15 protein-coding genes are annotated in these 12,886 nt (G+C 58.1%); 2 read left to right on the forward strand and 13 right to left on the reverse strand.

The window, feature by feature from the left end:
- Positions 1-30: 30 nt before the first annotated feature.
- The 7 genes from CAF65_RS19190 to CAF65_RS19220 form a co-directional block, all read right to left on the reverse strand.
- On the reverse strand, positions 31-2,118 hold the full coding sequence (locus CAF65_RS19190) for a ClpP-like prohead protease/major capsid protein fusion protein (RefSeq protein ID WP_085717692.1): 2,088 nt from the start codon (positions 2,116-2,118) through the stop codon (positions 31-33).
- Entirely contained in the window at positions 2,057-3,601 is a 1,545-nt protein-coding gene (locus tag CAF65_RS19195; protein ID WP_085717693.1) for a phage portal protein, read from the reverse strand. The genes CAF65_RS19190 and CAF65_RS19195 overlap by 62 nt, the downstream gene beginning before the upstream one ends.
- Positions 3,598-3,810: a hypothetical protein gene (locus CAF65_RS19200; protein WP_057714284.1), complete on the reverse strand. Its 213-nt coding sequence runs from the start codon at positions 3,808-3,810 to the stop codon at positions 3,598-3,600. Before CAF65_RS19200 ends, CAF65_RS19195 begins: the two co-directional genes overlap by 4 nt.
- Positions 3,801-5,882: a phage terminase large subunit family protein gene (locus CAF65_RS19205; RefSeq protein WP_085717694.1), complete on the reverse strand. Its 2,082-nt coding sequence runs from the start codon at positions 5,880-5,882 to the stop codon at positions 3,801-3,803. Before CAF65_RS19205 ends, CAF65_RS19200 begins: the two co-directional genes overlap by 10 nt.
- On the reverse strand, positions 5,845-6,399 hold the full coding sequence (locus CAF65_RS19210; protein WP_008015854.1) for a terminase small subunit: 555 nt from the start codon (positions 6,397-6,399) through the stop codon (positions 5,845-5,847). The genes CAF65_RS19205 and CAF65_RS19210 overlap by 38 nt, the downstream gene beginning before the upstream one ends.
- Before the next feature lie 161 nt (positions 6,400-6,560).
- Entirely contained in the window at positions 6,561-7,301 is a 741-nt protein-coding gene (locus CAF65_RS19215; RefSeq protein WP_085717695.1) for a hypothetical protein, read from the reverse strand.
- Positions 7,302-7,622: a phage holin, lambda family gene (locus CAF65_RS19220; RefSeq protein WP_085717696.1), complete on the reverse strand. Its 321-nt coding sequence runs from the start codon at positions 7,620-7,622 to the stop codon at positions 7,302-7,304.
- A 183-nt stretch (positions 7,623-7,805) separates the two neighbouring features.
- On the opposite strand from CAF65_RS19220, the gene CAF65_RS19225 reads away from it, so the two are divergent.
- A complete protein-coding gene (locus CAF65_RS19225; RefSeq protein WP_085717697.1) occupies positions 7,806-8,060 on the forward strand; it encodes a type II toxin-antitoxin system RelE/ParE family toxin in 255 nt (84 codons plus the stop codon).
- Positions 8,044-8,370, forward strand: coding sequence for a helix-turn-helix domain-containing protein (locus CAF65_RS19230; RefSeq protein ID WP_085717698.1), 327 nt, complete (start codon positions 8,044-8,046; stop codon positions 8,368-8,370). The genes CAF65_RS19225 and CAF65_RS19230 overlap by 17 nt, the downstream gene beginning before the upstream one ends.
- 119 nt (positions 8,371-8,489) lie before the next feature.
- On the opposite strand, the gene CAF65_RS19235 is transcribed toward CAF65_RS19230, so the two are convergent.
- Genes CAF65_RS19235 through CAF65_RS28805 form a run of 6 tightly spaced genes read right to left on the reverse strand, consistent with a single transcriptional unit; the run spans position 8,490 to position 12,885 of the window.
- Positions 8,490-9,074: a hypothetical protein gene (locus CAF65_RS19235; protein ID WP_085717699.1), complete on the reverse strand. Its 585-nt coding sequence runs from the start codon at positions 9,072-9,074 to the stop codon at positions 8,490-8,492.
- 47 nt (positions 9,075-9,121) lie between these two features.
- Positions 9,122-9,442, reverse strand: coding sequence for a hypothetical protein (locus tag CAF65_RS19240; protein WP_085717700.1), 321 nt, complete (start codon positions 9,440-9,442; stop codon positions 9,122-9,124).
- Positions 9,414-10,736: a site-specific integrase gene (locus tag CAF65_RS19245; protein WP_085717701.1), complete on the reverse strand. Its 1,323-nt coding sequence runs from the start codon at positions 10,734-10,736 to the stop codon at positions 9,414-9,416. Before CAF65_RS19245 ends, CAF65_RS19240 begins: the two co-directional genes overlap by 29 nt.
- A 31-nt stretch (positions 10,737-10,767) precedes the next feature.
- Complete coding sequence (locus tag CAF65_RS19250; RefSeq protein ID WP_085717702.1) at positions 10,768-11,271, reverse strand: hypothetical protein; 504 nt, start codon at positions 11,269-11,271, stop codon at positions 10,768-10,770.
- Positions 11,271-12,053: an ATP-binding protein gene (locus CAF65_RS19255; RefSeq protein WP_085717703.1), complete on the reverse strand. Its 783-nt coding sequence runs from the start codon at positions 12,051-12,053 to the stop codon at positions 11,271-11,273. The genes CAF65_RS19250 and CAF65_RS19255 overlap by 1 nt, the downstream gene beginning before the upstream one ends.
- Positions 12,034-12,885 carry a hypothetical protein gene (locus tag CAF65_RS28805; protein ID WP_256578668.1) on the reverse strand — a complete coding sequence of 284 codons (852 nt, stop codon included), beginning with the start codon at positions 12,883-12,885 and terminating at the stop codon, positions 12,034-12,036. The genes CAF65_RS19255 and CAF65_RS28805 overlap by 20 nt, the downstream gene beginning before the upstream one ends.
- Position 12,886: the final 1 nt, after the last annotated feature.

Below are 12,886 nucleotides of genomic sequence, written 5' to 3' on the forward strand. Positions count from 1 at the left end.
ACGGCGGGGTATTGAGGTGAATCACTATTGTCAGCGGGCTTTAGTCGCTACCGCACCGACCGACTTGTTCAGGCCGCGATAGTCCAGCGCCGCGACCCCAGCGTCGATTCGCACCTTGCTCGTCACACCATCAATGGTGAAGCCCTGTTGCTGCTCCATGTAGGGCTGTTCAACGCCGTCCAGGTAGGCGACTTCGATGGTGTCCGCGCCTTGGCGGGCTGCCTGATACCAGGTGGTCGCTGAATCATCGTCAAGACGTGGTTCGGCGATCACTGCGGCGAAGTTGCGGATCGGGTTGTCGATACCGGCATTGGTATCGACGCCGGGTACGGACGCCGAGCGGATCAGTTGGTTGGTCTTGTCTTCCAGCGCCACCGGTACCAAAACAAACGCCGGGCGAATGTTCAGCGTCCGGGGCTTGCCGCCCTCGACCTGAGTTTTCTGCAAGGCCATGGCGGTCTTGGCCTTGCTCAGCGCTTCAATCGACATATTGGCGCCGGCACCGGTGAACAGGTTGTTTCGCTCGGCATCGAACAACTCTTTGCCGTCGCTCATCACCGGCGAATGGATCAGCGTGTCGTAGACCAGGTCGCCGATGGTGCCGCGCGCGGCCAAGCCCATGTTGTAGGGCACCGTGCTCAGCTGGTCGAGGTCGTCGTTGATGATCGCCTGACGGGTGATGCTGAACATTTCACCGTAGGTGGCCAGGCGGATTTTTTCGCCACGGTCACTGGTGGTGATGTATTTGTATTCCGCACCTGGGCGAACTTCACGCAGGCTCGGGAAGGCCCCCATGCCGACCCGGGATGCCACCTTAAAGTCACTCAAGCGGCCCTTTTTGGTCCACAGGTGGTAGGTCTCCGGCGCCTCGTCCCAGCCGAGCAGCACCGACTTGGCGGCGCTGTCCACCAGGATGTTGCCGAAGTCGCTGGAGTCATGGGTGAACGCCAGCCCGACCATGGCCATCGGATCAAGGGTGGCCACCAGAATGCCGCGATCATGCAGCGAAGCACGGGCCAGCTCACGCAGGCTCATGTGGTTATAGGCGTTGTCCTTCTGATTTTCCGCCTGACCCAAACGACCCGCCAGCGAGGCGCGCACCGAATCGCCGACCAGGTTGCCATTGCTGACGTGGCCATGGTGGTTAGGGCCACCCGTTGGGGTCGTGGTCGAGCCCAGCGCAACCAGCAGTTTTTCTCGCGCCATCTCGGCCGTGCAGCTTAGGTCATTGAGGCAGGTGTTGAGCAGCTCGGTGTGGCTGGTGACCAGCGAGCCGCAGAACGCGGCATTGATCGCCGTGCGGCGAGCACCGTCCGCCGCCATGACCTGGGCGCGCATCTGATCGAGAGTCAGCGCGACCGGCGCCGGATCGACAACCGGCGCTGGAGTCGGGGCTGGAGCGGGAGCCGGAGCAGGCGCTGGGGTTGGAGCGGAAGCGCGCGGATTGAACAGATTTTGTGCCGAGGTAGGCATGTTGTTGAACTCCTGCATGCGTTTTGAAGTGAGTTGAGCGGCCGCCTTGAACGGGTCAAGCACGTTGTCAGCGAAACCGGCCGCCACCGCTTCGTTGCCATCCATCCAGGTTTCAGCCTTGAGCAGCGCCTGAATGTCCTCAATCGCCTTGCCCGACTTGCGCATGTACGCCTGAATTAGCGTGCTCTCGACTTTGTCGAGTAGGTCGGCGTACTCGCGCATGGCGTCGGCATCACCCACCTGACCACCCCACGGCTTGTGAATCATCATCATGGCGTTGGCCGGCATGTTGATTTCATCCCCGGCCATGGCAATTACACTGGCCATCGAAGCGGCGAGACCATCGATGTACACCACGACCCGCGCCGAATGGCCGCGCAGCAGGTTGTACATGGTGGTGCCTTCAAACACGTCGCCACCCGGCGAGTGAATGTGAAGATTGATCTGTGACACGTCACCCAGGGCGGCCAGATCACGGGCGAACTGCTTGGCGGTAATGCCCCAAGCACCGATCTCGTCGTACAGCATCACCTCGACCACCCCGCGCTGCACCGCACGGAGCGAATACCAGCTTTCGCCGGGCTTATTCGTCGGAGTTATCGAGGCTCTCGGCCTCATCAACGACAGGTTTTTTTGGCTGTTCATCGGTTTGCGTTTTTCCATAGATCTCGTGATAGAAGTCCGAACTGAAGACCAGTCCTTGTTCCCGGTTGGTTTTGATTTCCGAAGCCCGGGAACGCTTGAGTTCCTGCGGGTTGCGCTGCCGCGCCCGCGCCACTTCCGACTCATCGGAAAAGCCTGCTTCAACCAGAATTTTCCAAGCATTGGCCTCATGGATCGGATTGATCCAAGGCATCACCGGCCCTTGGTAAATCGCGCCAAACACCGTGTCCGGATCGACGTCGGCCGGCACCTTGATCACCCCGCTGGCAATCGCCATGTGCAGCCATTCGCGATAGACCGGGCGACTCCAGTAGTCGATAAATTCGTGCTGCAGCAGGTCATAGCCCGCCTGCCCCTCGACCAGCTCCTGACGCTGTGCGGAATAGGTGCCGTCATAACTGCGCGCCACGCTGGAGTAAGTGCCCCGGGTACCGGCGGCCACCGCCTTGAGCTGGCCGTTGCGAAAGCCTTCAAGAAAAGGGTTGGGCCGGTTGCTTTCGATCATGCCAACGTCTTCGCCGGGCAGCAGGCCGTCGAACACCATGCCAGGGCCGATGGGAATGCTGCGAGCAGCGACAGCCTGGCCATTCACCGCCGATGGCGTGGTGTAGTCGTCCGGCGTGCCTTTTTTGATGTACATGGCCAGCGCCGCGCTGATCCGTGCGGCAACCCGTTCGCTTTCCTCGTAATCCTTGATGTCTGCCAGGCGAATCAGCACGGCATGCAGCAGAGGTTGGCCGCGGTTTTGACCGATGCGCTTACGGTGCGCGATGTGAATCATCTGTTCGACCGGCACGCGCTTGGTGATCAAAGTCAGCTGGAAACCGGCGGCATGCCCGGGGTGATGCTTGACCAGGTGATAGGCCCGGACCCGCCGCCACTGATTGCGCTCGATTCCTTGCACAATGCCCTTGGCTTCATCGTTGTATTCCCACGGCAGGTAATCCGGTTCCAGCAACTCCAAAGCGAAAGGCACCACGCTCAAATGCTCATAGCTGGGCACACGCCCTTTGAGCTTCTGCGCCAAGGCTTCGCCATCGCGCAGCCAGGTGCGGCACACCTGCCGCTCCATCTGCGGGCGGGACAGCTCGCCGGACGTTTCCGGGCGCAACGACCACTCGGCCCAGCGGGCCTTGATCTGCGCCGCAAATTCCAGATGCACTTCCCCGGCGTAGCTCAAGGGAAACGGCTCGACCGCGATGCCCATGCCGCCCACCACTCGCTCTTCCAGACGATCGAACAAGCCGGTGACGATGTCGTGGTCTTCGTCCAACTTGCGGCACTGCTCGCGCAAAGAGCGCGCCGAACGCTGCAGCGAGCGGTCCGCGCTGGCAGATTGTTTTTTGGCTTGGTGCGTGCGAGTCGCCTGCGCCGCTTCAAAGGCCATGATCGTGCTACGGGCACGCAGACGGTCAGCCACCAGCCCGGGAAACACCGGGGCCAGTACACGATCCAGCAGGTTCATCGGAATGTCGCCAAGGCATACGGTGGCTGCCCTGCCGCTGCGGCTTGTTGTGCCCGCACCCGGCGCTCCCATTCCAGCCGGCCAGCGCGGATTTCCTCCAGGTCATCCATGATTAACTTGCGACCGTTAAAGAGGATTTCCTTTCCCTGCAGGATGGCCAACTCGGCCTCCAGATAGCGGTCCACCATGTCTTGAGCGGTTATAGCCATGCGCCTTGTCCTGTATTAAGCCAGCCGCCCGACTCGGCGGGCTGGTCGGGTGATTGTTCAGGCTCGACCTCAGGCACCGACACCGGAGCCGATATCGGAGCGGCAACAGTGGCCGGTTTGCTTTCTTGCTCGTAATTCACCGGCACAGTCCAGGTGCCTGACGGCAACTGCTGCGCGAGCAGGTCGAGATTCATGCCAAAGCGCTGCTGCGTTACACGTAACGCCGCCAAGGCATACACCAGGCAATCGAGCGCTTCGTTTCGGCGCCCGCCTGCGTCCCAACGCTGGACGCGCTGATGCTTGACGATCACCCATTTACGGCGCTCGGCGGTGAGTTGTCGCAATTCGTCTTCGCCGCAAATCATCTCGTTGGCCGGCAGGTGGATACAGCCAGGCACAGGCGCGCCCGAACCGTCCGGCTGCATCTTGAGACGGCCATAAATCAGCTCTTTGGCATTGTCGGTACCCACTTCGACCAGGTACGCACGCCCGCCTTTGACCTTGGTTTTCTTACGCGGCCAGGTCGCAATCGGCTTGCCGTAAGTCGAAGCACCAAATACAGGGATCACCCACTGGGTGCCGTGCTTGATGCATTCTTCACGTACTTCATCGCAGTAGTGACCACCTTGGTCCCAACACCAACGCTCGACGCCCATCACCGTGCCATCCGCCCGGGTGAAGGTCTTGTGGATCTCGACGCCGACCTTGGCCCGTAGCTCGATGCTGCCCGGGTCACCTTGCAGCACAAACTTATGGACCAGCCACGCTTCCTCACCCGCGCCAAACGCCCAGACCCGGCCCTCATAGCGGTCATCCTGGGTATCAATACCGCCGAACAGGGCAACCGCTTTGGCCGGCACTTGCGGGTATATCTCCCGGCGTGCGTGCAACTGCTGCCATTCCAACTGCTCGCCTTGGTCCTCTTCCCAAGCTTCGCCCAGGGTGGTGTTGACGAAGGTTTTGAGCTTGCCCCGATCCTTCTTGATCTTGAGCCATTCCGTGACGACTTCGGCCCAGGTCACAAACTCCGAGTACACCGTCCAGATATGAAAAGTCACCGAACGCGGTGACGGCATTGAAGTGTCCACATCGGTGAACCAGTCCATGCCGTCACGCGTCCAGATACCGGTCCGCTCGCAGATATAGCGACCGTTGACGGATGCCGCGACCATTTCGTGGTATTCGAAGGTACAGCCATGGCCGGACTCGCACAGGTACCAGGCCTTCACCACTTGCCCCAGTTCGTCCACGGCCCACTTGATACCGAACGGCGTAGCCGGGTCGCCCCACTTCAGGTATTGCTCGGTACCGCAGCACGGGCACTTGATGTTGAAGCGAAGAAAGTGCGGGGAGTCGTTGGCCGCCCGCGTGATCTGGCAGCCCTCCCCCGAGGTTTCCTCATTGTCGTCAGCGACAACCACTGTCGTCGGGGTCGATCCGCGTATGGACTTTTTGAACGTGGCACCTTCCAGGCGCTTGTCGCCAAGAATGGTGGGAGCACCCTCACCCTCGATGTCGGCGTTGAACTTCGACAGCTCGTCATAAATCACTTCATCCGGGCTTTTCTCCCGATAATTTTTCGCCGCCGTGCCACCCAGGCACCACAGCATCTTGGCGTTATCGAAGCGCTTTTCATCCAGTGTGTTATCGCGATGCTTTACCCCATACCAAGGTGCCAAGGCACGCACCACAGGACTGTCACGAATCATCGTTTCGATGTGCCGCTTCATCATGCCGTCAGCGTCGCCATCGGTTGGGCACCAGACGATGACGTTGCGTTTCTTGTGCTGGACCTTGTAGCCCATGTTGGCCACCAGCATTTTGGTATAACCAACCCGCGCCGACTTCAGCACGTTGACTTCACGGATCAGGTCGTTACCCATCGCGTTGAGAATCGCGACCTGAAACGGCGCCGTCGTCCAATCGCCTTCCTGATAGGACGACTCGGACGACAGATAGAAATGCTCATCGGCCCATTCAACCGCTGTTCGCGGCGGCTCTTTGTAGAGCCCGGCGAGTCCCTTGCGGACCCCCTCAACCAGCGCCCTCATCCAAGGTGTCGACAAACTCATCAAGCAACTCCGGCAAAAGATCAGCCAAGCCGACCGCATCGTTACGCGTCACGGCGACTTCGCGCTGGATCGCCTCAAGGTGACGCACCTCGATGTCGGGACACTTGCGCTTGACCTTCAAGTGCACGGTGTCGAGGGTTGACCCGAGCTTTGCGCTCAGGCGAGACAATGCGAACAAGCAAAAATCAACCGGTACCAGCTTCTTGGCCTTCACCTTGTTGCGCATTTCCTGAGCGTCCGCCTGCTCAGTTGTCAGCCGCAGTTTTTGCTGCGCCTGTTTGTATTCAATGAGCGGATCGATCGGATCACCGTTGTCGTCAACAGGTTGGTCTTTTGTCACCTGATGCTTAAGCCGGTTATCCAGCACCGACCGGACGTCGTAGAAGACATCACGGCCGATCTTCGCAACAGGCTGAACGCCCCATTTATCAAAGGCCTGAGTCGTGATGCCGAGGCTGGTAGCCATACGCGATTTGTTCAACCAATGAGGCTCGCGAGAGATGGTCGGATTGGCCATGAACTAAACAACAACCTCGATTCAAAAATGGGTCATATATAGCGAAGCAGCGGGGCCCGAATTACCCCCTAGCCCCCACCCCCTCGGGAGGACCCGTTAAATTCGTGCGGGGCAAACAAGTCAAGCAATACAGGCACAGAAACAGCCTTTCTTGCGATCTGTCAGGGTTTGGCAGTGGCCATTGCATCGGCAAATGCACCGCGGAACTCAGCGCCGTAGTGTGCCTTGCAGATGTTGTTGGCGATCTTGAAGAACGGGAAGATCGTGCGGTACACCGGCGCGCTGCGGCTGAACACAAACACCGGCCGGACCGCATCGCCGAACGCGGTTTCTTTGCGTTCCCATACACCCTCCGTCCCATCGACAGCACCTGTGAAGTAACGCTGGGCATTGCCCTTGGCTTTACTGCGTTTGCTGCTGGTGGCATTGGCTTTGTAGCCGCGCCGGCTCTCTGCCGCACCGAGGCCCGATAAGATTTTGTTCATCAGACCGCGCGACACGTTGCCGTACCTATCGAGGACATTCGGACTGGGAATAGCGTATTGACCGGACCTCATCAAGCCGTTCGAGATCAGAGATTTTTCAAAGCGCTTATGCGGACGTGGGCCACCCCGGACGGTCTGCTGAAGATAGGTGTCAGCGGGAATACCCGAGGTCCAAGAGTCCTTGAAGTACACCTCGGCCGGCTTGCTTTTGGTGGCCATTTTAGTGAATAGGCTGTTCATCGTGGTTCGGGTTGGCCGATCCAGACGCTGTGCCATAACGGCCAGTTCGCCCTTCTTGACCCGTTGGGCCAAGCGGGTCGCAGTCAGAGCAAGCACATGGGGAATGTGCGTTTTCTCCAGCTCCAGCAGCGCCTCGGAGACAGGCAGCATGTCGGGTGTGATCTTGATTTTGACCATTTAGCAATCCGATTTGGGAAACCTGCTTTCAGCAATCCGGTCAGCCCAAAGGGCGACTTTCTTCACCCCGAGGAAGCCCACCCAAATGCCTACCGGCTGGGCTAGTGACGGTGACAATCCCATCAGTTCGAAGCCCCAAATAATGCTCAGGGATAGCAAGACGCACATGGGACCTTCAATCAGCGCGTCTTTCCAAGTGCCACCCGTGTAAAACACACGCAGCACGGTCATGCACAAGGACAAAAATGCCGCCCAAATAGTTTGCGAATGCTGACTCAGCCACATGAATGCAATGGCCCAGGTATCGGGTTTGTCCGGCATATTCAGAGGTCTCTGTTGCCTCCCGAGGCTCGGAAGAAAATCAAAAAAACCGCACCGTGGCGGGGGCTATAAATTGGTTCTTGACCGCACAGGCCGAAAACAAAACCAATAAGCATTACCTAACAAAACCCTCGACAATACTTATTAAATTGCTTATATTCTCGTCATGGATTGCGAGGCAGCATGAATACAATCAACTGGACCCGGAAAGCCGTAAAACAGCTCTCCAAGATAAATAAAGACGACAAAGGGAAGATTTATGACGCGGCACAGGCGCTCGCTGATATGCCTAACGTCACCAACGTCAAAGCCCTCGTTAAACACCAGTATGGGTACCGGCTCAGAGTAGGAAACTACCGAGTCATGTTTGACTGGGATGGCGGGGTCAAGATCGTAAACATTGAAGAGGTGAAAAAGCGCGATGAACGCACCTACTAACATCCAAATCATCAGCGGGCCAGACGGAGCGCCCGCTTTTGTCGTCATTCCTTACGCGGACTATGTTGCAAACCACCCGAAAGAGGACTTGATTCCGAATGAGGTGGTTGGATACATGGTCAAAGAGGACCTGACCGCTGTCGGCGCATGGCGCAAGCATCTGAACCTTACTCAGGCGGAAGTGGCCTCGCGCATCGGCATTACCCAGGCGGCATACGCACAACAAGAGCAAGCAGCAAAACCACGCAAGGGCACCCTCGACAAGATTGCCCAAGCATTCGGAATTCATCGTGATTTGCTGGATCTGTAATCGGGCAGCCGAATACGAAAAAACCCCGCTCGAAGGCGGGGTTTTCTTTGATCTATGAGTAAGTTGCCATAGGCAAAACTCTAACAGTGGCGAAATATTGCCGCCAGCCGTGCGGGAAGTCAAGCAGCCTCTTTCATCTTGTAAATCACTCCCCCGATCGGGCCCAAAGCCTTCGCGTCGATGTCGTAGCAAGCGTCAAAGCAGAGCTGCACAAACGGCTCCCAATCCCGACCCCAAGCCGCAGATTGTAGCTTGACCCCATACTCGGCACTCATCCAGGACCTGAACTGTTCAGGCTTGATCAGCGGGTCCTCATTGGCCGACTGGCCGCCCTGATGCATGTAGCGATAACGACGGAACACACCTTTGGCCACGTACTCGGCGCGCTCCCTCTTGTCGGCTGTCATGCGCGACGCCCGGGTGCATGCCAGATTGAACACGGCCGCTTCTGCCTCCTCCCGATCATCATCATCATTAGGTTCAGCTGCGTACATGGCATTTCCGAATGCACGCAACGTGTTGTGAAGACGGGCGATTGCCGACTGCACCCTGCCGGCTAACGTCGCATGGATCGCATGATCAGCTGTAGGTCCACGCTCAGTTTTCTGCACCACAACACCCAGCACGGCAGCATCTGAGGTCTGACCGGGAGCGGGGTTGTAGTTGCAGTCATGCCATGCCTGGCGGGCGGAATTGATCTTCATGCTACCGCCCTCTTCACTTTGCTGATCTGCATCCGGACAACCATGGCTCAATCCCCTGTGAAATTTGTTCCGCCGGCACCGCGACGGTTGTTCTGTTGGTAGTACTCGGCAGGGCCAGAAATCGAAGAACCCTGCTGGAGCACTTCAATTTCGCGCTGAGCCTGCTGCAATTTGAAGCTCAATTGAGTCACTAACTCCTCCGAAGAAAGCACCAACCTGCTGCCCCGAATAACCCAACCTGAGCCATTGCAAGCGGTACAAATCAACTCATAAAACAGCCCTTTCACTACCGCTTTGCCCTTGCAGGTCGGGCAAGGCTCTAGCTCGATCTGCTGTCTCTTAAAGCCAAGCCCCTGCCCTTTCTGCATGTTTTAAATCCTCGCCTTTAACAAATTGTGGAAGCGCCTCGCAGACCACGCCATTCGTGGTTTGCAGGCGGTTTTGCGAATCTTCATATCTAGCGCCTGTCTGCCCATGAATGGCCCTGAAACCATGACCATCTAACCAGTCGTGCCACTTCACCAACGCCAGTCGACGCTGCTCGGTGGCCTGGGTGTTGATATAGGTCGAGGCGATCTTGCCCAGTGAGTGATTGAGCAACATCTCGCCGATGTGGCCGTCAATGCCGAGGTCAGTCCAAGCCGTTCGAGCTACCTTGCGCAGGTCGTGACTGGTCCACGCCCCCTGCCCCAATCGCGTGAATACGGCGCTGGCTTGATTCTCGCTAAGCGGCAGGCCACGACGTGACGGGAATAGATAGGCACCCTCGTAACCACTGGCGCGCTGGCAGTCGCGGTACCGGTGCAACAGCGCGCACGCTTGGTCGGTCAGCGGCAGTCGGTGTTCGGTTCGGCTTTTGGTGTGCTCGGCGGGGATAAACCACTCACGCTCGGACAGCGCGATATCAGCCCAGCGGGTCATGCGTGTCTCACCAATGCGTGTACCGTGGCAGAGCATCATCAGGGCCAGCATGGCGTCGTCCGGTGCGCTGTCGAAGCGCTCGGCCAACAGAGTGACAATCTCCGGTACCTGCACACCACGCAGGCGCGCCGGCTTGGGCATGATCTGGGCGGTGGTGAAATCGGCAAACTTGATCCCGGCCATGGGATTGGTCGGGATCAAGTCCAGCTTATGGGCTTGGCGGAAGGCCACGGCCAGCAGACGAAATAGCTGTTGCACGTACGATAACGACAACACCGCCTGCAATGGCCACATCAGTTCTTTGTCCAGGGAACATGCGCTCACCGCCCGAATCGGCAAATCCCCCAAGCGTGGTTTGAGGTGGCAAGCAATCGCTGACTTGGCCCCGGCCTTGCGCTTGTTCGACAACGAGCGCGCTTTCGCCATGCGCTCGCTAAACCAGTCGAGAAGATCGCCAACGTTGCTCCAGACTTCAACGGCGACACTGGCATTGGGTTTGAGAATCAGACGTTGACGCAGCTCTGGCAGCACCGACAACACTGCCGCGGGCTTCAAGTCCGGATATCCCGCAATACGGTGCCACTTGCGATGCGCGACCAGGTACCATGACCCGCGTGCCCGCCTGCCGCTGAACCGAAAATACAGGCCGGGATGCCGAGGGTCGCGCAACGTGGTCACCGTCAGATCGGCCGCCTGGCGCCGGATCTCTGGATCAGTGAGTGACACGGACACCGTGGTCATGCACCCGACACCTGCTTGTCCAGAACACTCATTATGCAAACTCTCTCAGCGCTTCTTGCAGGCGTCGGGCCTTGATAATGGCTGCGGCATTGCTCTCCCGCTCGGCTTCCACGGACAACGCTACTTCCTCGATACGCGCGGCGAGCTTTTTCATGCGCTGACCGACCTCCTCGGCAAAGCTGATGACCTCGCCAGACAGCACCGCCAACGTATCCAAAGCGCTACCCTCGGGTTTCTTGGTGGTAGCCACGGCCGGCTTGGTTTCTTTCGACATGCTCTGTTCTCTCTGGGGCGTGATGGTGATGGCGGTGCGCTGGAAATGTCCGTTAACGGGTTCGCGAATGAGACCTGCGTCCTTCAACTCGCCCAGGCCGCGACGTACGGCCGGAAACTGGGCACCCGTGGTTTCGGCAACCATCAACGAATTGAAAATATCGTGAGCACTCCAGCGCTCCTGGATTGGCACGACTTGAAATACTTTGCGGGCGAGCGACGATTGCCCGGCGAGCATGTTTTGTTGCTTGGCGGCGTTCATCAGAAGCCCTCCTTACCGCGTTGAGATTCCCACTCGAATGCCACACCAATGCAGCCGTTTTCGCGGATGCGGTCGACACATCGCGCACCAATGGCGTCGTTCAGTTCGGAGGGAGACAGATTGCTGACGATGATCGTCGGACGGCATTGCTCGTAACGACCATTGATGATGCTGAACAGAGTGGCCAGCTCGAACTCGCTCTGCTTGGTTGCACCAACTTCATCGAGCACCAGCAGGTCCGCGCCAATCACCTCACGCAAAATGTGCGCCTCGGACTCGCCTGAGCGATCATTGAACGTCGCCCGAATCTCGCCGATGAGCGTGCCCACCGTGCGGTAAATCGCCTTGACCATGCATTCGTTGATCAGGTGACTGGCCGAGGCAATGGCCAGGTGGGTCTTGCCAGTACCGACCTTCCCCAACAGCAACATGCAGCGACCTTCACGGCGATGCTTCGAAAAGTTGTCGACGTAGTCGGTGCACGCATCCAGGGCAATCTGCTGGGCCGGATTCGACACGACGAAATCGGCGAATGTCTTATCCGCGAAACGCTTCGGGATCCGGGCGCATGACTGCTGAACTATCCGAAACTGACAGCGCTTGCGCTCGAGCTCTTGCATGTCGCGCTTGTTGCTCGCGCATTTGGGACACCCAGACAGGTTGCCACCCTTGAGGATGACCGCCGAGTATTCGCCATGATCGAAGCAGCTCGCTGGCTGACGGCCGATGACGCCGAATTTGCGGTCCATGTGAGCGCCGAAGTTAGAGACGGAAAGTGCCATTGGCGTTCTCCTTGGTGCCGGCCTTGTAATCGCGAGTGTCAAAACCGGAATGGCGACTGGTCGGAACGGGTGCGGGGATGACTGCTTTGTCGGGGAAGATCCCCGTCCATCCGTTGCTGATCGAAAGAGCCAGAACGGAATCGGGGGTTGGATGGTTCGCCAGGGCCTTGGCCTGTTGTTCGCAGCTCTTGGCGGTGAGGGGTTTGTGGATTTCCTTGCGGTGCTGGCACCAATCGGCCCAAACCTCGACGCTGACGTTTTCCGGTTTGGCGGTCAGCGGGTCGAATTTTGATGATTTGCCTGGCGCGTTAGCGCACTGCTTTTCCTGATTACTGGTTACCTGATTGGTACCCTGATTACTGGTACCCTGATTTGTCGGAGATTTTTCCGACCCTCCTCGGATATTTTTCCGACCCTGTTCGGAGATTTTTCCGACCTTGCCCGGAGATTTTTCCGAGGTAGATCGGATTTTTTTCCGCCCCTCAAACGCCTCAGAGGTCGGATATTTTTCCGACCCATCCAGCTTGCGATTCCATTCTTTGGCTTTCTCGGTCAAGCGAAACAACGAAACGTTCGCGGTGCTGGATAACTCCACCAAACCTGCTTTTTCGAGCCCTTTGAGAAGCCGATACGCCGTATCGGGTTTATCGGTGAGCAGAGGCAATTCCTCAATGATCTTTGCCTTGGTCAAGACAAAGAAAATCCCGTTATCGGTCTTGATTGCTTTGGCCCAGCTGGGGCATTCGTAGACGAAGGAAAACAATTGCGCCTGCTGGGAGTTCAATCCCCACTCCAGCGCTTTCACTTGGTTGATCGTGATGGTGAACTGCATA

It is taken from the genome of Pseudomonas sp. B28(2017) (genome assembly GCF_002113025.1).
Lineage (GTDB): Bacteria > Pseudomonadota > Gammaproteobacteria > Pseudomonadales > Pseudomonadaceae > Aquipseudomonas.

Coding starts and splice junctions, on each gene's coding strand:
- CAF65_RS19190 (WP_085717692.1), bottom strand. CDS start 2,118: ATGAACAGCCAAAAAAACCTGTCGTTGATGAGGCCGAGAGCCTCGATA.
- CAF65_RS19195 (WP_085717693.1), bottom strand. CDS start 3,601: ATGAACCTGCTGGATCGTGTACTGGCCCCGGTGTTTCCCGGGCTGGTG.
- CAF65_RS19200 (WP_057714284.1), bottom strand. CDS start 3,810: ATGGCTATAACCGCTCAAGACATGGTGGACCGCTATCTGGAGGCCGAG.
- CAF65_RS19205 (WP_085717694.1), bottom strand. CDS start 5,882: ATGAGTTTGTCGACACCTTGGATGAGGGCGCTGGTTGAGGGGGTCCGC.
- CAF65_RS19210 (WP_008015854.1), bottom strand. CDS start 6,399: ATGGCCAATCCGACCATCTCTCGCGAGCCTCATTGGTTGAACAAATCG.
- CAF65_RS19215 (WP_085717695.1), bottom strand. CDS start 7,301: ATGGTCAAAATCAAGATCACACCCGACATGCTGCCTGTCTCCGAGGCG.
- CAF65_RS19220 (WP_085717696.1), bottom strand. CDS start 7,622: ATGCCGGACAAACCCGATACCTGGGCCATTGCATTCATGTGGCTGAGT.
- CAF65_RS19225 (WP_085717697.1), top strand. CDS start 7,806: ATGAATACAATCAACTGGACCCGGAAAGCCGTAAAACAGCTCTCCAAG.
- CAF65_RS19230 (WP_085717698.1), top strand. CDS start 8,044: ATGAACGCACCTACTAACATCCAAATCATCAGCGGGCCAGACGGAGCG.
- CAF65_RS19235 (WP_085717699.1), bottom strand. CDS start 9,074: ATGAAGATCAATTCCGCCCGCCAGGCATGGCATGACTGCAACTACAAC.
- CAF65_RS19240 (WP_085717700.1), bottom strand. CDS start 9,442: ATGCAGAAAGGGCAGGGGCTTGGCTTTAAGAGACAGCAGATCGAGCTA.
- CAF65_RS19245 (WP_085717701.1), bottom strand. CDS start 10,736: ATGACCACGGTGTCCGTGTCACTCACTGATCCAGAGATCCGGCGCCAG.
- CAF65_RS19250 (WP_085717702.1), bottom strand. CDS start 11,271: ATGAACGCCGCCAAGCAACAAAACATGCTCGCCGGGCAATCGTCGCTC.
- CAF65_RS19255 (WP_085717703.1), bottom strand. CDS start 12,053: ATGGCACTTTCCGTCTCTAACTTCGGCGCTCACATGGACCGCAAATTC.
- CAF65_RS28805 (WP_256578668.1), bottom strand. CDS start 12,885: ATGCAGTTCACCATCACGATCAACCAAGTGAAAGCGCTGGAGTGGGGA.